The organism is Vibrio sp. THAF64 (genome assembly GCF_009363455.1).
Taxonomy (GTDB): domain Bacteria; phylum Pseudomonadota; class Gammaproteobacteria; order Enterobacterales; family Vibrionaceae; genus Vibrio; species Vibrio coralliilyticus.
Genome location: NZ_CP045355.1, coordinates 1,274,765 through 1,296,699, shown reverse-complemented (window position 1 = coordinate 1,296,699; position 21,935 = coordinate 1,274,765). Strand labels below are relative to the sequence as shown.

17 protein-coding genes are annotated in these 21,935 nt (G+C 44.3%); 11 read left to right on the top strand and 6 right to left on the bottom strand.

All coding sequences use genetic code 11. From position 1 onward, the window contains the following. The first annotated feature begins 322 nt into the window (after positions 1–322). Together FIU99_RS05815 and FIU99_RS05810 are read left to right on the top strand one after the other, a co-directional pair. A complete protein-coding gene (locus FIU99_RS05815; RefSeq protein WP_006959039.1) occupies positions 323–589 on the top strand; it encodes a GrxA family glutaredoxin in 267 nt (88 codons plus the stop codon). A 189-nt stretch (positions 590–778) separates the two neighbouring features. Next, the gene (locus FIU99_RS05810; RefSeq protein WP_006959040.1) at positions 779–2,461 is read left to right on the top strand and encodes an aspartate:alanine antiporter; all 1,683 of its coding nucleotides are present in this window, start codon (positions 779–781) and stop codon (positions 2,459–2,461) included. Positions 2,462–2,520: 59 nt separating this feature from the next. Here FIU99_RS05810 and FIU99_RS05805 read toward each other — a convergent pair whose 3' ends face one another. The 4 genes from FIU99_RS05805 to FIU99_RS05790 form a co-directional block, all read right to left on the bottom strand. Next, complete coding sequence (locus FIU99_RS05805; protein WP_006959041.1) at positions 2,521–3,198, bottom strand: ABC transporter permease; 678 nt, start codon at positions 3,196–3,198, stop codon at positions 2,521–2,523. A gap of 3 nt (positions 3,199–3,201) precedes the next feature. Further along, positions 3,202–3,942 (bottom strand): ABC transporter permease, encoded by a 741-nt coding sequence (locus FIU99_RS05800; RefSeq protein WP_006959042.1) that lies wholly within the window; start codon positions 3,940–3,942, stop codon positions 3,202–3,204. 124 nt (positions 3,943–4,066) lie between these two features. Then, on the bottom strand, positions 4,067–4,837 hold the full coding sequence (locus FIU99_RS05795; protein ID WP_006959043.1) for an ABC transporter substrate-binding protein: 771 nt from the start codon (positions 4,835–4,837) through the stop codon (positions 4,067–4,069). Between the two features lie 69 nt (positions 4,838–4,906). Continuing rightward, positions 4,907–5,677 (bottom strand): ABC transporter ATP-binding protein, encoded by a 771-nt coding sequence (locus tag FIU99_RS05790; RefSeq protein WP_006959044.1) that lies wholly within the window; start codon positions 5,675–5,677, stop codon positions 4,907–4,909. Positions 5,678–6,352: 675 nt separating this feature from the next. Between FIU99_RS05790 and FIU99_RS05785 the strand changes: the two genes are divergently transcribed. The 3 genes from FIU99_RS05785 (at position 6,353) to FIU99_RS05775 (ending at position 11,648) form a co-directional block, all read left to right on the top strand. Further along, complete coding sequence (locus FIU99_RS05785) at positions 6,353–7,900, top strand: DUF3360 family protein (protein ID WP_006959045.1); 1,548 nt, start codon at positions 6,353–6,355, stop codon at positions 7,898–7,900. A gap of 299 nt (positions 7,901–8,199) precedes the next feature. After that, a complete protein-coding gene (pflB, locus tag FIU99_RS05780; RefSeq protein WP_006959046.1) occupies positions 8,200–10,476 on the top strand; it encodes a formate C-acetyltransferase in 2,277 nt (758 codons plus the stop codon). A 170-nt stretch (positions 10,477–10,646) separates the two neighbouring features. Next, entirely contained in the window at positions 10,647–11,648 is a 1,002-nt protein-coding gene (locus FIU99_RS05775; RefSeq protein ID WP_039951642.1) for a lipid A deacylase LpxR family protein, read from the top strand. Here FIU99_RS05775 and FIU99_RS05770 read toward each other — a convergent pair. Continuing rightward, complete coding sequence (locus tag FIU99_RS05770) at positions 11,645–13,525, bottom strand: methyl-accepting chemotaxis protein (RefSeq protein ID WP_006959048.1); 1,881 nt, start codon at positions 13,523–13,525, stop codon at positions 11,645–11,647. The two genes, FIU99_RS05775 and FIU99_RS05770, sit on opposite strands and share 4 nt — an antisense overlap. Before the next feature lie 226 nt (positions 13,526–13,751). On the opposite strand from FIU99_RS05770, the gene pflA reads away from it, so the two are divergent. The 3 genes from pflA to FIU99_RS05755 all read left to right on the top strand — a co-directional run bounded on the left by pflA (position 13,752) and on the right by FIU99_RS05755 (position 15,853). Further along, complete coding sequence (gene pflA / locus FIU99_RS05765; protein WP_029236135.1) at positions 13,752–14,492, top strand: pyruvate formate lyase 1-activating protein; 741 nt, start codon at positions 13,752–13,754, stop codon at positions 14,490–14,492. A gap of 114 nt (positions 14,493–14,606) precedes the next feature. Next, the gene (locus FIU99_RS05760; RefSeq protein ID WP_236612175.1) at positions 14,607–15,227 is read left to right on the top strand and encodes an energy-coupling factor ABC transporter permease; all 621 of its coding nucleotides are present in this window, start codon (positions 14,607–14,609) and stop codon (positions 15,225–15,227) included. Positions 15,228–15,352: 125 nt separating this feature from the next. Continuing rightward, the gene (locus FIU99_RS05755; RefSeq protein ID WP_006959051.1) at positions 15,353–15,853 is read left to right on the top strand and encodes a YfbU family protein; all 501 of its coding nucleotides are present in this window, start codon (positions 15,353–15,355) and stop codon (positions 15,851–15,853) included. Between the two features lie 64 nt (positions 15,854–15,917). Here FIU99_RS05755 and FIU99_RS05750 read toward each other — a convergent pair whose 3' ends face one another. Then, positions 15,918–16,685: a MipA/OmpV family protein gene (locus FIU99_RS05750; protein ID WP_006959052.1), complete on the bottom strand. Its 768-nt coding sequence runs from the start codon at positions 16,683–16,685 to the stop codon at positions 15,918–15,920. 338 nt (positions 16,686–17,023) lie between these two features. Between FIU99_RS05750 and FIU99_RS05745 the strand changes: the two genes are divergently transcribed. The 3 genes from FIU99_RS05745 (at position 17,024) to FIU99_RS05735 (ending at position 21,915) form a co-directional block, all read left to right on the top strand. Beyond that, positions 17,024–18,958, top strand: coding sequence for a PrkA family serine protein kinase (locus FIU99_RS05745; RefSeq protein WP_006959053.1), 1,935 nt, complete (start codon positions 17,024–17,026; stop codon positions 18,956–18,958). Between the two features lie 136 nt (positions 18,959–19,094). After that, the gene (locus tag FIU99_RS05740) at positions 19,095–20,366 is read left to right on the top strand and encodes a YeaH/YhbH family protein (protein WP_006959054.1); all 1,272 of its coding nucleotides are present in this window, start codon (positions 19,095–19,097) and stop codon (positions 20,364–20,366) included. 10 nt (positions 20,367–20,376) lie between these two features. Continuing rightward, positions 20,377–21,915 carry a SpoVR family protein gene (locus FIU99_RS05735; protein WP_006959055.1) on the top strand — a complete coding sequence of 513 codons (1,539 nt, stop codon included), beginning with the start codon at positions 20,377–20,379 and terminating at the stop codon, positions 21,913–21,915. The last annotated feature ends 20 nt before the right edge of the window (positions 21,916–21,935 follow it).

The following is a 21,935-nucleotide window of genomic DNA, read 5'->3' as shown; positions in this document are numbered from 1 at the left end:
CACGGGGTATAGAAGAAGAAAGGATAAGTCATGAACTGGAACATAGCCGAACACTCCTTGCTAATGACTTTCAATAGAGTGCCTTGAAGCGGGAAGAATTAAATTGACACAGTGCAATTTGTGATGATTAACCTCATAAAAAATCAGACTTTCGCGAGCAACTCCACGAGTTAATTATGTCGCTTATTTGGTAAAATTGTATAGATTACAGGCAAAAATCAATCAATAGATTTTACCTATCAAACCAAGAGGTAATTGCGACTTTATTTCCGACTTTGATTCGGGCATAGTTGCACGTAACAAAATAAAGGAGAAAGACAATATGTTCGTAGTTATCTTTGGTCGCCCAGCTTGCCCATACTGTGTACGCGCAAAAGAGCACGCAGAAACACTAAAAGCAAAGCGTGACGACTTCAACTACCGTTACGTTGATATCCACGCAGAAGGTATCTCAAAAGCTGACCTTGAAAAAACAGTAGGTAAGCCAGTTGAAACTGTTCCTCAAATCTTCGTAGATCAAGAGCACATCGGTGGCTGCGATGACTTCGAAGCTTATGCGAAAGAGCACCTAGGTCTTTTCGACGAGTAATCGTTCCAAATTGAAAGAAAGCCGCTGTAATAAGCGGCTTTTTTTTACTTTAAATTAAATCAATGTTGTGAATTCGTAGCCCAAGTCAGCTAATAGTAAATTATAAAATTTTTCACTTATCATTTTGCAATATTCAGATACAATTCGCACACTTAACTTATCCTCTGGCACTGACATAAGAGCTGCCCCGTGAACATCGACGTTGTAAATTTGCTTGAGCAAAACCCCATCCTCCTCATCTTTGTAGTACTCGCCACTGGCTTAGCTATCGGAAAAATTCGTTTTGGAAATCTGCAGCTTGGCAACTCAATAGGTGTTTTACTTACCTCTCTCATCATGGGACACCTTGGCTTTACGTTTAATGCCGATGCTTTAACCATTGGGTTTATGCTCTTCATTTACTGTGTCGGTATCGAGGCAGGGCCAAACTTCTTCGGTATTTTCTTCAGGGATGGTAAACACTACTTCATCCTAAGCATGGTGGTGCTAACGACCGCGTTATGTATCACTTATTTCGCTAGCCACAGCATGGGATTAGATTTTGGCTTGTCAGCAGGGATGATGGCAGGCGCGCTAACAGCGACCCCTGTATTAGTAGGTGCGCAAGATGCGCTCAACTCCGGTTTAGCCACCACTCCGCGTGGTATGGATTTTTCACAAGTTATTGAAAACTTGTCCGTTGGTTACGCTATGGCGTATCTGATTGGCTTGATCAGTATGATCACATTCGCCAAGCTGCTACCAAAACTTCAAAAGCAAAATCTATCCGATTCTGCTCAGCAAATTGCTCAAGAGCGTGGTTTAGGCAGTACTGGGCAACGAAAGGTTTACTTACCAATCATTAGAGCTTACCGCGTCGGTCAGGAATTGATCGACTGGATTGACGGTAAGAACCTACGAGAGCTCGGTATTTACCGACAAACTGGCTGTTATATTGAGCGTATTCGTCGAAACGGCATTCTCGCCCACCCAGATGGGGACGCCATTCTCCAAGAAGGTGATGAGATTGCACTGGTTGGCTTCCCAGATAGTCATGCGCGACTAGACCCTAGTTTTAGAAACGGCAAAGAGGTGTTCGACCGTAATCTACTGGATTTGCGGATTGTCGAAGAAGAGATCGTCGTAAAAAGTGATTCCATCGCGGGCAAACGCCTGTCAGACCTGAACCTGTCCGAATATGGCTGTTTTCTTAACCGGGTAGTACGCGCGCAGATAGAAATGCCGATGGATTTAGACATCGTCCTAGCTAAAGGTGATGTGCTGCAAGTGAGTGGCGAGAAGAGCCGCGTTCACGGCTTAGCAGAAAAAATCGGCTTCATCTCGATTCACAGTCAGATGGCAGATCTGTTGGCTTTCTGCAGCTTCTTCATCCTTGGTATCATGTTTGGCCTTATCACCATGACCTTTGGTCAAGTTTCGTTTGGCTTAGGTAACGCGGTTGGCCTTCTACTCTCTGGTATTACGCTAGGCTTCTTAAGAGCTAACCACCCTACGTTCGGCTATGTTCCTCAGGGCGCGCTGAATATGGTCAAAGATCTCGGCTTGATGTTCTTTATGGTCGGTATTGGCCTAAGTGCTGGCGGTAAGATGTTTGAGCACTTAGCGCAGGTTGGCCCACAGGTCATCGGTCTATCATTCCTTGTGAGTGTGGTTCCTGTCGCACTTGCTTACCTTGTGGGTGCTTATATTTTGAAAATGAACCGAGCACTGCTGTTTGGTGCCATTATCGGTGCTAGAACCTGCGCACCAGCGATGGATATCGTTAACGATTATGCTAAATCGACCATTCCAGCACTGGGTTATGCAGGAACTTACGCTATCGCAAATATTCTGATGACACTCGCGGGAACAGTGTTGATTATCCTCAGTTGATGAGTTCCAGATACAAAAAAGGCTTCCAATCGGAAGCCTTTTTAGGTTTTGAACCACGATTAGCTCAGCGGTCTCAAGTACGCTAGGAATCGCTTCTCAGCTAACTTGAAGCACCAGAGAATCATAAACGTCAGTGCCATGTAGAACAGTCCTGCAGTGAGGAAAGATTCGAACGGCGCATAATAGCGAGAGTTTACCAAGCGTGCTGCACCGGTAAGGTCAACAATCGTGACAATACCTGCAACGGCACTACCGTGAAGCATGAAAATGACTTCATTACTGTAAGCTGGTAATGCACGGCGTAATGCACTCGGCAAAATGATACGGCGGTAAGTCATAAATGTTCCCATACCATACGCTTTAGCGGCTTCGACCTCACCTTTCGGTAAGCCGTTTATCGATCCTCGAATGATTTCTGCTGTATACGCTGATGTGTTAAGCACAAACGCCACAAGCGCACAGAACCATGCGTTCTCCCACAAAGTATCTTTAACTGGGAAGAACTGATCCATACCGTAGTAGATCAGGTAGAGCTGAACCAGCAACGGTGTACCACGGAAAAAGTAGATAAATGCCCAGCTCGGTCCATTAATTAAGTAATTTGTGCTATTACGCGCCACACCAAGAGGAATCGCGACGCAAAGGCCAATAATCAGAGCTAAGCCCACCAGCCATGCCGTCGTCCATAACCCATCAAGATAAATTGGCAAACTTTCGATAATCAGTGAAAAGTCCATTTCTTACCTCGCATGAATACTGAATTTGCGTTCGACTAGCTTGAGTAAGCCCGTTGAGACACTGGTGAAGAAAAGGAAAATGATTGCAACAGCCATGTAGAAAGTGAATGGCATTTTCGTTGAGCCTGCGGCAAGCGAACTCATACGCACCATATCTTCCAGCCCGATAATGGAAACCAGTGCGGTTGTCTTAAGCAGTACCAACCAGTTGTTACCAAAACCCGGCAGCGCGTGGCGAATCATCTGCGGCAATAAAATGCGTCGGAATGCCAGTACTGGACTCATGCCATAAGCTTTCGCTGCTTCTAGCTCGCCCTTGTCTACTGCCATAATCGCACCGCGGAACGTTTCCGCCATGTACGCACCGAAAATGAAGCCAATGGTCAAAACACCAGCAACGAATGGGCTCACATCAATGTAATCTGGTAGATAAGACGTCCATTCATGATTTGGGTCGCTTGAAGCAAACCACTCATTCAAAGATTCATTAATGGCATACAAGCCGTTGTTGAGAAGAATTTGTCCGCCGAAGAAAATCAGCATCATTAAAACTAAATCGGGAATACCACGAATCACTGTGGTGTAAAGCGTTGCAATTGCGCGTGCCCAGCGGTACGGCGCCATTTTTGCCAATGCGCCCAGCATGCCTAAAACCATCGCAAGTAGCAGCGAGAGCAGCGCTACTTCTATGGTCACTATGGCCCCTTTAAATATAGAGGCTTCGTATCCTTGTAAATCCAGCATAGGTGAGTTCCTGATCCCTAGACTCAAAGCTTGCTTACTGACTTAAGAGCAATCAACAAGCCATAGATATAATTCGACCGCTGGCTACTTCTAGGAACTAGAACCAGCGGTCGCTTTCCGATGATTACTGACCGTAAACGTCGTAGTTGAAGTACTTAGCAGCAATCTCTTGGTAAACACCTTTCTCACGTAGAGACAGGATTGCAGCATCTAGCTTCTTAGTAAGATCTTTATCTTGCTTACGTACTGCGATACCAAAACCTTCACCGAACCATTTTGGATCCGTTAGTGACGGGCCAACAAATTCGTAAGCTTCACCACCAGCTTTATTTAGTACGCCTTCTTCAAGTGCAGATGCATCGCCAAGAACAGCGGCAACACGACCGTTTGCTAGGTCAAGGTATGCTTCGTCGAAAGAACCGTAACGTACGATCTCAACTTTGTCACCGTAGTTATCAGTTAGGTACTTATCGTGAGTTGTTGCACGTTGAACCGCGATTTTTTGACCATCTAGGTTGTCAAAATCTAGACCGGCGCCTTTTTTCGCGATGAATTTGTTAGGGATCAGAGCGTATTTGCCCGTGAAATCAACTTTCTTCTTACGCTCTTCAGTGATAGACATTGCTGCGATGATGGCGTCGTATTTACGCGCTAATAGAGAAGGAATAATGCCATCCCAGTCTTGTGCAACAATCTTACATTTAACCTGCATTTCCTTACATAGAGCATTTGCCATGTCTACGTCGAAGCCTTTAAGAGAACCATCAGCCTCCGTCCAGCTAAATGGAGGATACGCACCTTCAATACCAAAACGAACTGTCTTCCAATCTTTCGCTTGAGCTACACCTGTTGCTGCCGTAGCAGCCAAAGCTGCAACTACTAACCACTTTTTCATTTCCATACTCCTGTGATTGTGATTTTTATCTTGTATTGTGTCTGTCTTTCGCCTGCTATAAGAGCAAGCTTAGTAAATTGATGAGATGAACTGCTGTAGACGTTCTGAGTCTGGGTTAGTGAAGAGCTTAGCAGGGTCTCCCTGCTCTTCCACTAGACCTTGGTGCAAGAACATGACATGGTTAGAAACATCGCGTGCAAACGCCATTTCGTGCGTTACAACCAGCATGGTTCGACCTTCTTCAGCCAGATCTCGCATTACACCTAGCACCTCACCGACTAATTCTGGGTCAAGTGCTGAGGTAGGTTCGTCGAATAGCATGACTTCAGGATCGACAGCCAATGCACGCGCAATCGCTGCACGTTGTTGCTGGCCGCCAGATAAATGGCCTGGGTAGTAATCTTTACGCTCGTAAAGACCTACTTTCTTGAGCAGAAGTTCAGCATTTTCCAAAGCCTGAGCTTTTGGTACGCCTAGCACATGCACGGGTGCTTCTATGACATTTTCAAGCACCGTCATATGTGACCAGAGATTAAAACCTTGGAATACCATGGCAAGTCTGGAACGGATACGCTGTACTTGTTTTTCATTGGCAGGAACAGCCTCACCTTGGCGATTATTTTTCATTTGAATCAACTCACCGTTAACCCAAATTTCACCTTCAGTAGGCGTTTCAAGAAGGTTGATACATCTTAGGAAGGTACTTTTACCTGAACCTGATGAACCAATAATGGAGATAACGTCCCCTTTGTGTGCCTCAAGCGAGATACCTTTAAGGACTTCATTTTGCCCGAATGTTTTGTGCAGTTCCTTTATGTCCAGCGCTGGTACATCATTCATGCGCTAATACTCCCTGTCTTTATTATAATTGCCGACTCGATAAACGGCTTTTCCGCCGGCTAATTGCTGGGTTCCACCCACATTTCGCTACAAACTAGCACTCCCCAGACCAACATGCAACAAATTATTAACCTTCATTTTAGGGATATATAGCCACTTTATATGAGTAAACATTCATTTTATAGAGTAATTCGCTCCATAATACGCATAAATCATTTTAATAAACATATTATCTACCGAAGTGATAAATTAACATTTTTATAAAAACCAGATCTATCTCAACAATTCTCTCAATAATGGAAATTGAAGTGCTGTTTTTCCTCCAATCGAAAGTCATAAAACTCACAATGTGAAAATAATTTTCACTTTACAATTCAACGACTCGCTTATACGGCCTTAGCTGTGTAGTTTTCTTTCACATTCTTTCATAAAGTGATCTAAATCAATCACTCCTTAGGGGTAGCGCGTTACACTCGCGTCAAAGATAAAAGCCTCAATAAGCGAATTTTTGTCTTTTCTATCGTCTATGCTTAAGCACGTAAAATGCGCTCCACAGACGATAGCTCAAGGACCCAAATGCAGGACGCTAAGTCAGGTTTTTATAAGATCGCCCACCCACAATAATTACGGGCGACTCTTTGAAGAATCATTAACTTTTTAGAATATGAGGAATCTATGTCAGACGCAGTCAATAAACCGCACTCTGATTCGGATATCGAAAACAAGAGCTATCGTGAGCTGCACCGCCCAGCTTCCGAATTTGAGAGCCGTTCAGATTATCTAGATCATGAACTTCAGATCATGAAGCCTCGTCGCTTCGGTTTAAACTTACCTGGTCGTGACTTCCGTTTCGAGCTCGAAGACTTAGTACCCGCGCTAGCCGGCACTATCGGTATTATCGCGATGTACTCAGCGGTAATGATGTCTTGGGCTGAAGGCCTGACCGCTGCTTGGGATCACATCAACCTAGGCAAGGACTTCGCTATTGAGGTGGCACGAGTAGAAATGCTCATCCCTGCCCTTCTATTCTGTGTATTGGCGTCTGGTTTCATCAACCCGAAAGCAAACCTCGCAGGTAACCACGGGCCAATGATCCCTCTTATCGGCACCATCGCTTTAGCTGGCGCACACCCTCTTGCATTGGCTATCCTGATCGGTGTTTTCGGTTTACTGCTGAGCTTCCTGAAAGGCGGCTCCAAATTAGTAAACCTCACGTCAGAAGGTACTGCAGGTGGATTACTGATATTCCTAGGCCTCACCGGCACTATGAGCCAGATAAACTCTATCCAAGCTTGGGCTGTAGGTCTTCAATCGGACACAGTAGCCGCAGGTAGCATGGGCTATGTTGGTCTGATTGTCTTGGCCGTAACCATCGCTCTATATGCGTTTTTGGCAAAAGTAAACAAACGTTGGCTTGCTATTCCCGTTTGTGCATTTACAGGCTTAGCGATTGCACTCGTGCTTGGCGCAGGCTTTGACATCAAGTTCGTCACAGAAACTGGCTTACCGAACCTAAACCCAGTTTACTGGTGGGGCAGTACCGAAGAAGGTTGGATGCTTGGGCTACCAAACATGGAGCACTTCATTGCGTCACTACCTTTCGCCATTCTGGCTGTCGCTATGTGGTCTCCTGATTTCTTAGGTCATCGTATCTTCCAAGAACTGAACTACCCTAAAAAGACAGAAAAAGTACTGATGGATGTAGACGACACTATGACCATGTGTTCTGTTCGTCAGATGGTTGGTACAGCCGTGGGTGGCGGTAATATTACGTCATCTTGGGGCACTTACATGATCCCAGCTGCGATTGCGAAACGTCCTATCCCAGGCGGTGCAATCCTTCTTGGCCTATTAGTGATGATCATTGCAATTCTTGGCTTCCCGATGGACATCGCTGTATGGCCACCTGTGATGCGTGTAGCATTGCTTGTTGGTGTATCGCTGCCTCTACTTGAAGCAGGTATGCAGATGGTTAAAGACTCGAAAGACTCCCAAGCCGCAGGTATCTGTATCTTTGGTTCTGCTGTCGTTAACCCAGTATTGGCTTGGGCATTGACTATGCTTCTGGATAACAATGGCTTGATTGGTGATAAAGAACGTGCAGCTCGCTTGTCTTTCGTCGATAAAATCGTCATTCCAGTGGGCGTGCTTGTAATCTGTCTGATTGCGATGCTGGCAGTCGGTATGCTTGAAGGCCAATACGGCATTAAAGCCTGGCTATAGAAATTCAAAAAATTTGTGGGTGGCAAGCTATGCCACCCTCTTTTTATCGACTTTTTTGAGGATTTATTGATTTAGTTTAAGGTTTGCAATTTTTTTTTAGTTTAACCTTGAAACCAAGTTAATAAGAAACCATGTAAAAGTTAGTGACAATATTTATAGTTTAAAACGCACACAATGATCGATTTTAGAGACTATACATATTGTTATTCATAAAGAGTGTACCGCTCCTGTAAAGGAAAACTAACTAGCTCAATGGTTAGAAAGGTACGTGTTTTTTCTACTAAAAAGGTAGGTATGTCATGGCAGAGCAATTTGCTAAAGCTTGGGAAGGTTTTGCTGAAGGTGACTGGCAAAACGAAGTAAACGTTCGTGATTTCATTCAAAAGAACTATGCACCTTATGAAGGCGACGAATCTTTCCTTGTTTCTGAAGGTACTGAAGCAACAAATAAGCTTTGGGAAAAGGTAATGGAAGGTATTAAACAGGAAAACGCGACTCACGCACCTGTTGATTTTGATACTTCAGTTATCTCTACCATCACTGCTCACGATGCAGGCTACATCAACAAAGATCTGGAAACGATCGTTGGTCTTCAAACTGACGCCCCACTAAAACGCGCTATCATCCCTAACGGTGGTATTCGTATGGTGGAAGGTTCTTGTAAGGTTTACGGTCGTGAGCTTGATCCTAAGATCAAAGAAATCTACACAGATTACCGTAAAACACACAACGCGGGTGTTTTCGATATCTACACTCCAGACATCCTAAAATGTCGTAAATCTGGTGTTCTGACTGGTCTTCCAGATGCATACGGTCGTGGTCGTATCATTGGTGACTACCGTCGTGTAGCTCTGTACGGTATCGACTTCCTAATTAAAGACAAGCTAGCTCAATTCGCTTCTCTACAAGAGAAATTTGAGAATGGCGAAGATCTTCAAATGACTATGCAGCTTCGCGAAGAAATCGCAGAGCAGCACCGTGCACTTGGCCAAATGAAAGTGATGGCTGAGAAATACGGTTGTGACATCTCTCGTCCAGCTGAAACTGCACAAGAAGCTATCCAGTGGACTTACTTTGGCTACCTAGCGGCTGTTAAGTCTCAAAACGGCGCGGCTATGTCTCTAGGTCGTACTTCTACGTTCCTAGATATCTTCATCGAGCGTGATATTGCTGCAGGTAAGATCACTGAAGAACAAGCTCAGGAAATGATCGACCACTTCGTAATGAAACTACGTATGGTTCGTTTCCTACGTACTCCTGAGTACGATGACCTATTCTCTGGCGATCCAATTTGGGCAACAGAATCTATGGGTGGTATGGGTCTTGACGGTCGTACGCTAGTTACTCGTACTAACTTCCGTTTCCTAAACTCTCTATACACTATGGGTCCTTCTCCAGAGCCGAACATCACTGTTCTATGGTCTGAGCAACTACCTGAAGGCTTCAAGAAGTTCTGTGCGAAAGTATCTATCGATACTTCTTCAATCCAGTACGAAAATGACGATCTAATGCGCCCAGACATGGAGTCAGACGACTACGCAATCGCTTGTTGTGTATCTCCAATGGTTGTTGGTAAGCAAATGCAGTTCTTCGGTGCTCGTGCTAACCTTGCGAAAACTATGCTTTATGCAATCAACGGTGGTGTTGATGAGAAGCTGAAGATGCAAGTTGGTCCAGAAATGCCTAAGATCACTTCAGAAGTACTAGACTTCGACGAAGTGTGGAACAACCTAGACCACTTCATGGATTGGCTAGCGAAGCAGTATGTTGCTGCCCTAAACAGCATCCACTTCATGCACGACAAGTACTCTTACGAGTCTGCGCTTATGGCTCTACACGATCGCGACGTTTACCGCACTATGGCTTGTGGTATTGCAGGTCTATCTATCGCAGCAGACTCACTATCTGCAATTAAACATGCGAAAGTGAAGCCAATCCGTGACGAAGATGGTGTTGCAGTCGACTTCGAAATCGAGGGCGATTACCCTAAATTTGGTAACAACGATGCTCGCGTAGATGACATTGCTTGTGAACTGGTAGAAGTGTTCATGAACAAGATCCGTAAGCTTAAGACTTACCGCGATGCTGTTCCTACTCAGTCTATCCTTACTATTACATCTAACGTTGTATACGGTAAGAAAACAGGTAACACGCCAGACGGTCGTCGCGCAGGTGCTCCGTTTGCTCCAGGTGCAAACCCAATGCATGGCCGTGATGAAAAAGGTGCGGTAGCCTCTCTGACGTCTGTTGGTAAACTGCCGTTTGCTCACGCGAAAGATGGTATTTCTTACACCTTCTCTATCGTGCCAAACGCACTGGGTAAAGAAGAGACGTCACAGCGTGCTAACCTTGCTGGCCTGATGGACGGTTACTTCCACCACGAAGCAGGTATCGAAGGTGGTCAGCACCTAAACGTGAACGTACTTAACCGCGATACTCTAGAAGACGCTGTTAAGCACCCTGAAAAATACCCACAGCTAACTATTCGTGTTTCTGGTTACGCTGTACGCTTTAACTCTCTGACTGCAGAACAGCAACAAGACGTTATCGCGCGTACTTTCACCGAATCACTATAAGTTTGGTTGATTGACTTTAAAGCCCCGCTTAATTAAGCGGGGCTTTTTTATTGCGAAGCAAATCAAAAGTTAGACTCAAGCCACATTTATATTTCAATTTTCTTTCTTTCCTCTCTGATGAATACGATATGGAGTAATATCTAGGCTCCATTCAGAAATGATGTATTGAAATGAACCTATTACGCACTCTTCCTTTGATACTGTTAGCCTCAAGTGCTGTAGCTTCCGAGCGCTCAACCGTATCGTTTTCAATTGATAATGATGGCGTATTTGGTGTCGATCAGGATTATACCAACGGACTGTTTCTCACCTATACCTCGGGCGCTGTTACACCCAATTGGTTGACTAACCCCATGAGCTTATCATTCTGGGGCGGCGCCTCTCTGGACAAGTACGAATTTACACTTGGCCACAAAATGTATACACCGTCAGACATTAATGCCACCACACCAATGGTAAATGACCGACCTTATGCTGGTTATCTCCATGCTGAATTTAACTACATCAGCCTTCATCCTCAGCAAGCGCAACGTTTCAATCTTACACTAGGTACGACAGGTGAAAGCTCACTCGCGGATCAAGCACAAGATATCGTTCACGGCATTACAGGATCTGATGAACCTCGCGGTTGGGCATATCAGGTTGATGACGAGTTTGTTGGTAGCCTTGGTTACCTTAGCCACTTCAATCTTTGGCGTGAACGCGCCATCGCAAATACAGACTGGGAGATTTCAAACGTTTCCGAAGTGAACGCTGGTAATTTCCGCAGTGATGTATCAACAGGCTTCATGTTCCGTTGGGGAACGGACTTAGCGGGAAGCATGGGAGCGGCAAACATTGATAATGAAAACCCATTCCGCGCAGGTATGCTAGGCGCTTCACAAGGTGGTTGGTTTATATTTGGTGGTATTGAAGCTCGCTACCGCTTTAACGACATCACAATTGAAGGCGACCGCTCGGGTGTGGTCGACTACGCTAATCGCAACGGTGATAACCCAAGTATCTATGATGTAACTCTAGAAGAGAAACAAGCCAGCGCGGTGGCTGGCTTTGCTTGGTATAACGAGCATTTTGGTGCAACCGTTACGGCTACAGCGAAAACTCCTGACTACAAAGAAGCAAAAGATTCAATGTACGGCACAGGTGGCCTCGCATTATATGCTTTCTTTTAAATCGTAAACCTCTGGCAGTCACTATTAAGGCTGCCAGCTCTCTGCTCCACTACCTGACTGACAGAGCGCAGTTGTTCATTGTTTTCTTCTAACTCTTTCATTGCACTGGAAATCTGAGTCATACTGTCTGCCATAGATTGACTGGTCGTTGCTAATTCTTTAATGGACGCAAAGATGACGTCTGTCTGGTGCGAAGCTTCATCGGCTTTTTCTGTAATGGTGCGCAGTGCTTGCATCGCCTCATGGCCTTTTTCCTGCCCTGTTCGCATCGACGTTTCAGATTGACCAATGTACTGGATAACTTCAGCACTTTCTTTTTTCATCGTGTCTATGGTTTCAGAAATTTCGGCAACCGCATCAACGGTTCTTACCGCCAAACTACGAACTTCATCTGCCACGACGGCAAACCCACGTCCCTGCTCACCTGCTCGCGCCGCTTCTATTGCCGCATTCAAAGCCAGAAGGTTGGTTTGCTCTGCAATGCCGTTGATAATGTCCATGACCGAATCGACTTTGGAAGACGCTTCTTCCAACTGCTGAATATGTCCAGCCGCGGATGTAAGTATCGAACCAACTTCTTCAAGCGAGCCAATCGCGGCTCCAATGATTTGTGCCCCTTTCTCGGCTGAGTCAGTAGAAGAACGACTGATTTCTGATACAAATTCCAGTGAATTAGACACCTCTTGTGTCGTCACACTTACTTCTTCTGTAGCAGATGCCAATAACTGAGTCTGCCCCAGTACTTCAGACTGGTGATGAGCCAGCATATCTAGGCCTTGGTTAAGTTCAACTGCATTGCCAGACAACGCCTGCCCGCTGGATTGCACACCAGAGACCAGCTCACCCAAGTTTTCACAGCTTTCATTTATACTGATTGCCAGTTGGTTAAACTCATCATTGGGGTTCTTAGTCAAAGCCATCCGTTTCGACAAATCACCTGCCGAGACATTGTGCAAAATCTCACGAGTCTTGGTCAGAGATCGAGATAAGGAAGTGCTCTGCATGATGAAAATAGCTATAGTGAAGACGGCAAGAATGATACAAGCGACTAAGATGGACCATAACGTTTGCTCAGAAGACTTTTCTGCAGACAGTTGGTACTGTGAACTGATACCACCTAATTCACTTGTGACGGCTGCAATCAGTTGAGTCAATTGCATCTTGGTTGAAATTAGCTGCTGCTCGACACTGCCTAATTGTTTGGAAAGCTCACTCACTCGGACGAATGTCGCTTTGTATTGCTCTATCTCTTTCTCATACAAATCCAACATGGCGTAAACATTGGACATGCTTTCGAATGCACCCATGGCACGATTGAACAGCTTTAGGTTTTCTTCGTTCGGTTGTAGTAAGTAGTTTTGTTGTGACTTAACCATCGCTTGGAAATCTGAGTTGAGCGTTACCATCCCAGTTTCAGCAATTTTCTGCTCGATAATATTGGCAAGCTTTTTCAATTCCCCTAGCTTGCCTTCATCGATATTAAAACCGAGTTCTTGCTTGAGCTCTAACCAAGGATTAGCTGCAGCTTGGAAGTCTCCTATACTTTGTTCCAGTTCGTTGGCATAGCTCTTTAGGTTCAGTACATTGAGGAAAGCGACATCATTGTTAACGGCTTCAACAATATCGCTAATATCTTGTTTTGCTTTCGCGACCTGAGCGCCCTCTAGATTATCCAGCTCACTACTTAAGGTAAGAATTTTACTTTGGGTCTGATAGATTGAAATGGAGCCAGAAGAAATATCACCACTGGAATGATACTGCTCACTCATTTGAGTAAGCCTAGAGGAGGTAAACACTGCGAGTATGACAAATCCTATTGTCAGTACAATTAAAAACAGTGTGACTTTCTGTTTTTGCGATAGCGCAAGCATATCCATAAGAAATCCTTAAACATCAATCGGATGCAATTAAAACTTGCCTAGCCTGTTTGTTTATTAATTATTATAAAAACCATATTTGGCAACATTTTTATAACATACATTTTAGTCTATGTGCGCTTTTTTTATTAGTCAGTAAAATCTTGATGATAAAAACCTGAAATGCTATTTAAACCCTACTTTTTGTAATAAAATAACGAACAAATCACTAATTAGAGATGAGCACATGTCAGCAACCGGTCGTATCCATTCTTTCGAGTCCTGTGGAACAGTTGATGGCCCAGGAATTCGTTTTATTGTCTTTATGCAGGGATGTTTAATGCGATGCATGTATTGCCACAATCGCGATACATGGGACACTCATGGTGGTAAGGAAGTCACGGTTGAAGAGATCATTAACGAAGCGAAAAGCTATCGTCACTTTATGAATGCATCTGGTGGTGGTGTTACTTGCTCAGGTGGTGAAGCGATGTTACAGCCTGAATTTGTCCGCGACTTTTTCCGTTCCGCCAAAGCAGAAGGAATCCACACCTGTCTCGATACCAATGGCTATATTCGTAAGCATACTGAAGTCATAGATGAAGTACTTGAAGCCACAGATCTAGTCATGCTGGATCTAAAGCACATGAAAGACGAAGTGCACCATGACTTTATTGGCGTTTCTAATCGACGCACCTTAGACTTTGCCCGCTACTTGCACCGTATCGGCCAAAAAACATGGATTCGCTACGTCGTAGTACCTGGTTATACCGATGATGAAGAAGCCGCACATATGCTTGGTGAGTTCATCAAAGACATGGACAACATTGAAAAGCTCGAACTTTTGCCATACCACAAGTTAGGAGCCCACAAATGGGAAGCACTAGGGTTGGATTATCCACTAGAAGGCGTTAACCCGCCGTCCAAAGAAACCATGGACAATATCGTTTCAATCCTTGAGCAGTATCACTCAAACGTAAAATATTGATACCATCTACTAAACATTTCATAAAAAATACCAACCAGATCGCGGTTGGTATTTTTTTAAGAGGCCATTTTGCTACTTCCCGAACTCTTTGCATTGTTTTTCATACTGCTCTCAGTGAATTTTATCTGGAAGGATGTATTTCGCGTATTACTTCCGAAACTCTCGGCTGAAAGAGGATTTCAGCACCTGACATTTGCCGTAATCTTTGCACTGTTCGCTTTGTGGTCAGCACAAGCAGGGGTGAAGGAAGGTTTATCAATCCATTTTCTGGCACTGACATCTTTAACGTTAATGTATGGTTGGCGAAGCGCTTACGCCATCTCAATCGTCGTTGCGCTGCTGCTGGCCGTCTTTGGACAATTAGCATTTAGCGAGTTACCTGAATACATCTTACTTTCTTGCTTACTCCCAATATCAATCAGCTACTTAGTTTTTCTGGTAAGTTATCAATACTTACCGAGAAACATCTTTGTGTTCATCTTCGTTGCTGGATTTTTCAATGGAGCCTTCACAGGTAGTGCTCACCTTATTATCAACTCTGTCTATCATGTCGTTCAAGGCACTCACGACTGGGAAACCATATTCGACAATTATATGGTTTTTGTTCCTCTTCTAGCGTTCCCAGAAGGTCTACTCAATGGAATGACGATGGCAATGTTTGCGGTATTCAAACCAGAGTGGTTACGTGTTTTCTCCGACCGCGATTACATCTACAACCACTACCACAAGAAGTAACCATTTAAACTGAAATTTCTTTACATTTTTCATAATAAACATGTGTTGAGATCATGTTTCAGTGCGTAATGAAAAGATAACCTAAGCACATTAAAGATGTATTAGATTATTTTAGTGAGGCCACCATGGAAATGACCAACGCACAGCGCTTGATCCTATCTAACCAGTACTACTTGATGTCTCAAATGGACCCAGAAAACGCGGCAAAATACAGTCGTTTACAAACCATCGTTGAGCGTGGTTACGGGCTTCAGATGCGTGAACTGGACAAAGAATTTGGCTGTCTGAAAGAGGCAGAATGTCGCGAAATCATTGATATCATGGAGATGTTCCACGCAATGCAAGAATCTACAAAGATGCTATCCGAGGTGGAGCAAGCCGACGTAGATCAACGCCGCCTAATGTTCTTAGGTTTTGACATTGCAACAGAAGCCCAGCATGTAAATTACGTACGATTTCTTGTCGATTCTGAAGGTCTATATTCACAATTTGATAAAGGCGACCACCATTTTAATGCCCAGATGCCGATGCTGGAGAAGTACCGCCGCATGCTAACCACTTGGCGTAACTGCCCTCGTCAATACCATCTGTGCAACAACGAGTTAAAACAGATATTCAATGCTTAATCAGAGCGCATACAAAAAAGGGTTGCTCTTGAGCAACCCTTTTTATTATTCACATATTAACTCACTAAAATACGTAAGCGATGCCAATGTTGGCTGATGTTGTCACTCCACTTTCAATAAGAGGACTGCTCTCAATCGACCCTTCTAAGTTGGTATAACGAACCCCACCTGTTACTCGTACACTCGGCGTAATATGCAAATAGGCAGAAGCACTAATAAAATACTGACCATCCCAATCTGCTTCAAATGCACTAAAAGTTGGGTCGTATGCCTGTGCTCTTGCCGCTTCTGCTGCGCTTACACCGTATAAATGGTCATTGATCTTGTCACTGTTATACGCATATCCGATTGATGGAGTAATTCCCCACCCTTTTTGGCGAAACGGCAACCGCCAAGCAGCTTCAGCGTATAATCCATTATGAGTACCACCTAAATCCGTCCCAGCTGTAGCCTCCAGTACACCTGCCAAAGTGATTAACTGGTAACTAATTCCACCTAAAACAGTCGCTTTACGTTCATCCATTTGTTGGATAGCGCGATTATCAGAATCACTCGGTTTTAACGTTCGTGGATCGTAAGCTGCGCGAAAGATGATGTTTTGAGGCGAACCAGCAGGAAAAAGACGATAACCAGCACTAAACCCACGTAAGAATAAGTGCTCACCTTCATAACCCACTAGAGGGATCACGGTTTCATTGGACGGCGTGTCTTTGTACACCGCAGGGGAATAAGAAGCCGCAACACCTAAAGACCATTGAGAAATTTTTGCATGGGCAAGCGGAGCGATCGTAAGAGCAGTGACCGTCGCTAGTTTAAGCCAGGAAGTTTTCAATTTAATACCTAATTTATGATGGGATTGGACATCTGGGTGGCATTATACGAAACGACATACACCAAAACAACACCCTCTTGAGTGATTAATCACCTGTTTTAATGAGCAAAAACTATACCAATAAGAAAATACATTCACACCAAGGATATCAACTTATTTGCATTTAACAGGGCTCAAATTCCGCTTATCGTCAACAAGTGGTCAAACATCACAATTTGCAAATAAACACATATTTTTTAAGCAAAATTCTAAAAACCAACTAGTCTTTAATAGGAAAGGATTTGTTTTTTCTATGCGGGTTGATTGTCTATAAAGACAGGTTCAGAGGGGAATTCATTATGAGTATTTTCGACCATTACCAAGCGCGCTACGAAGCTGCCAAGGATGAAGAATTATCTTTACAGGAATTCTTGACGCTATGTAAAGATGATAAAAGTGCTTACGCTAATGCCGCAGAGCGTCTACTGATGGCTATCGGCGAACCAGAGCTAATCGATACTGCGCAAGATCCATGCTTAAGCCGAATTTTTTCAAATCGGGTCATTTCCCGATATGAAACCTTCAAAGACTTCTATGGCATGGAAGAAGCGATTGAACAAATCGTTTCTTACCTAAAACATGCCGCACAAGGCTTAGAAGAACGTAAACAGATTCTTTATTTGCTCGGCCCTGTAGGTGGCGGTAAATCCTCCCTTGCAGAGAAGCTCAAAGCGCTGATGCAACAAGTGCCTATTTATGTGCTTTCAGCAGACGGCGAACGAAGCCCAGTAAACGACCATCCGTTCTGCTTATTCGACGTCGGTGAAGATGGCGAACTGCTCAAACGCGAGTATGGCATCGAAAAACGCTATTTGCGTTCAATTATGTCGCCATGGGCGGCAAAACGTCTCCACGAATTTGGCGGCGATATCACTAAGTTTAAAGTAGTGAAAGTGCGTCCTTCTATTTTGGATCAGGTCGCTGTGGCGAAAACAGAGCCGGGTGATGAAAACAACCAAGATATTTCATCACTAGTCGGTAAAGTCGATATTCGTCAGCTTGAGCATTATTCTCAGGATGACCCAGATGCATACAGCTACTCAGGTGCTCTGTGTCGTGCAAACCAAGGCTTGATGGAATTCGTAGAGATGTTCAAAGCACCGATCAAAGTGCTTCACCCTCTACTAACTGCGACTCAGGAAGGTAACTACAATGGTACCGAAGGCCTATCAGCCTTGCCTTTCGATGGCATGATATTAGCCCACTCAAACGAATCTGAGTGGCAAACTTTCCGCAATAACAAGAACAACGAAGCATTCCTTGACCGTGTTTACATCGTCAAAGTGCCTTACTGTCTGCGTGTTGCGGAAGAAGTTAAGATCTACCAGAAACTGTTGGATCACTCTGAACTAGCAAAAGCTCCGTGTTCACCTAGTACGCTAGAGTTGTTGTCGCAGTTCAGTATTCTTTCTCGACTAAAAGAGCCTGAAAACTCATCTATCTTCTCCAAGATGCGTGTTTACGATGGTGAAACCCTGAAAGATACTGACCCTAAAGCGAAGAGTTACCAAGAGTATCGAGATTTCGCTGGTGTCGATGAAGGTATGTCAGGCCTATCAACACGTTTCGCGTTTAAGATCCTGTCTCGAGTCTTCAACTTCGATCAAACCGAAGTCGCAGCGAACCCAGTTCATCTGTTCTACGTTATTGAGCAGCAAATCGAACGTGAGCAGTTCCCTCAAGAAACCGCTGAGAAATATTTGGAATTCTTGAAAGGCTATCTGGTTCCGCGCTACGTCGAGTTCATCGGAAAAGAAATTCAAACCGCTTACCTCGAGTCTTACTCTGAATACGGACAAAACATCTTTGACCGTTACGTCACTTATGCCGATTTCTGGATTCAAGATCAGGAATATCGTGACCCAGAAACAGGCCAACTATTCGACCGTTCTGCGTTAAATAACGAACTTGAGAAAATCGAAAAAACAGCAGGCATTAGTAACCCTAAAGATTTCCGTAATGAGATTGTGAACTTTGTTCTTCGTGCTCGTGCTAACAACAATGGACAAAACCCAGTTTGGACTAGCTATGAGAAACTTCGCACTGTCATTGAGAAGAAAATGTTCTCAAATACGGAAGAACTATTACCCGTTATCTCCTTCAATGCGAAAACCTCTTCTGAAGACCAGAAGAAACACGACGACTTTGTCGCTCGTATGATGGAGAAAGGCTATACCGAGAAACAAGTCCGCTTGCTATCGGAATGGTATTTACGCGTACGTAAATCATCTTAATAGCTGAGACAACCTTCCTCTGAACGAGAGAGGAGAGCCAATGAAGTACCTGCCGGAGCATATTCTCTGGCAGGTTATTGGATGCGAACAAGATGCATGCGCTTGATAAGTGCATGTACCAAAAGAGGGGTGACTCATGGCGCAATTTATTGACCGACGACTGAACGGAAAAAATAAGAGCGCGGTAAACCGCCAGCGTTTCTTACGTCGTCATAAAGAACAAATCAAAGAATCTGTCGCAGACGCAGTCAATCGCCGTTCAATCACGAATACCGAGACAGGCGAGGATGTCGCGATTCCTCACAAAGACATCAAAGAACCAATCTTTCACCAAGGCAAAGGTGGTGTAAAAGAACGTGTCCACCCTGGTAACGATCAGTTCATTACTGGCGATAAAATCGAACGCCCTAAAGGTGGCGGTCAGGGCGGTGGCTCCGGTGAAGGCGACGCCAGCCCAGATGGCGAAGGTCAGGATGAATTCGTTTTCCAGATTTCAAAAGATGAGTATCTGGATATCCTGTTCGAAGATTTGGAGCTGCCAAATCTAGAGAAAAACCAAATCAACAAGATTACAGAGTGGAAGACTCACCGTGCGGGTTATCAAACCGCGGGTGTGCCAGCCAACATCGCGATTGTAAAATCCTTACAGCAATCTCTTGCGCGTCGGACGGCAATGACCGCGGGTAAAAAGCGTATGTTGAGAGAGCTGGAAGAAGAACTCGATCAAGTGAAAATGAGCGAACCTGCTCAACTACTGGAAGAAAAAAGACTCAAGAAGGAAATTAAAGATCTCAGACGAAAAATCGACACCGTCCCTTTCATTGATACCTTTGACTTAAGATTTAAAAACTACGAACGACGCCCAATTCCATCCAGCCAAGCTGTAATGTTTTGTCTGATGGATGTATCAGGCTCAATGGACCAAGCAACCAAAGATATCGCCAAGCGTTTCTACGTATTGCTCTACTTATTCTTGACCCGTACTTATGAAAACGTTGATGTCGTATTCATTCGCCACCACACTCAAGCAAAAGAAGTCGATGAGCATGAGTTTTTCTACTCTCAAGAAACGGGTGGCACAATAGTATCCAGCGCCCTAAAACTGATGAAGGAAATCGTTGAAGATCGTTATCCTGTCGGTGAGTGGAACATTTATGCGGCACAAGCATCTGACGGCGACAACTGGGCCGACGACTCTCCACGTTGTCGTGAGTTGCTTACCAAAAATCTATTACCAAATTGTCAGTACTACTCCTACATCGAAATCACACGACGCTCTCACCAGACCTTGTGGCATGAGTACGAGAAACTGGAAGGTGCCTTCGACAACTTTGCAATGAAGAATATTCGCAGCGTTGAAGACATATTCCCAGTATTCCGAGAGCTCTTCAGAAAAGAAACTGCTTAGGGAGGCCACTATGACAACAAAAACCAAAAAGCCAACCAAGAAAAAGACACTGCCAGATGGCCCAGATTGGACATTTGATCTCCTCGAACGCTATCACGTTGAGATAAAGCGTGTTGCAGAGCATTATCGATTAGATACTTATCCTAATCAGATCGAAGTCATTACTTCTGAGCAGATGATGGATGCCTATTCAAGCATTGGTATGCCAATCAATTACAATCACTGGTCATTTGGCAAGAAATTTATCCAAACCGAGCAGGGTTATAAGCATGGCCAAATGGGCCTAGCCTACGAGATCGTGATCAATTCCGATCCTTGTATCGCATATCTGATGGAAGAAAATACCGTCACCATGCAAGCTTTGGTGATGGCGCATGCTTGTTACGGACACAATTCATTTTTCAAAGGCAATTACCTATTCCAAACTTGGACAGATGCTAGCTCTATCATCGACTATCTATTGTTCGCCAAAAAGTACATTGCGGATTGTGAGCAAAAATACGGCGTAAAAGAAGTAGAAGAGCTTTTAGATTCCTGTCATGCCTTAATGAATTTCGGCGTAGACCGATATAAACGCCCAGAGAAAATCTCTATTGCGGAAGAAAAAATGCGTCAGGAGGAGCGCGAAGCGTATCTTCAATCCCAAGTGAACGATCTATGGAGAACCGTCCCTAAAGGTAAAGTCGAACAGGAAGAGTCCAAGATTCGCTTCCCTTCTGAACCTCAGGAAAACATCTTATACTTCATTGAAAAACACGCACCGCTGCTAGAATCATGGCAACGAGAGATCGTACGTATCGTTCGCAAAATCAGCCAATACTTCTACCCTCAGAAACAAACTCAGGTAATGAACGAGGGTTGGGCTACATTCTGGCATTACACCATTCTTAACCATATGTACGATGAAGGATTGGTGACAGAACGCTTCATTCTTGAGTTCCTACATAGCCACACGAGTGTTGTCGCGCAACCTGCGTACAACAGTCCTTATTTCAGCGGTATCAACCCTTATGCTCTTGGGTTCGCGATGTTCCGTGATATTCGTAGAATTTGTGAAGAGCCTACGGATGAGGACAAAGAGTGGTTCCCAGAACTGGCGGGGACCGATTGGTTAGAAGCAGTTCATTTTGCAATGAAAAACTTTAAAGATGAAAGCTTCATCAGCCAGTACCTATCTCCTAAGCTAATGCGCGACTTTAAACTCTTCGCTATTACTGATGATGACAGAAAGAACTACATCGAAGTCACCGCGATTCACAATGATCTGGGTTACCGAGAAATCAGAGAGAAGCTGGCAGGCCAGTACAACCTCAGCAGTTTAGAACCGAATATTCAGGTCTTTAACGTTGATGTACGAGGTGATCGCTCACTGACACTTCAATATGTCCCACATGATCGTATTCCACTCGATGATAGCTACGACGAAGTATTAAAGCACATGTATCGGCTATGGGGGTTTGACGTCATACTAGAAGAAGTTAAAGAGTCAGGGCGACGTGAAATTCTGGGTACATGCCCAAAACGTAACGACTATGATGGAAAGATATAGCAACTAAAAAGGCCCTAACG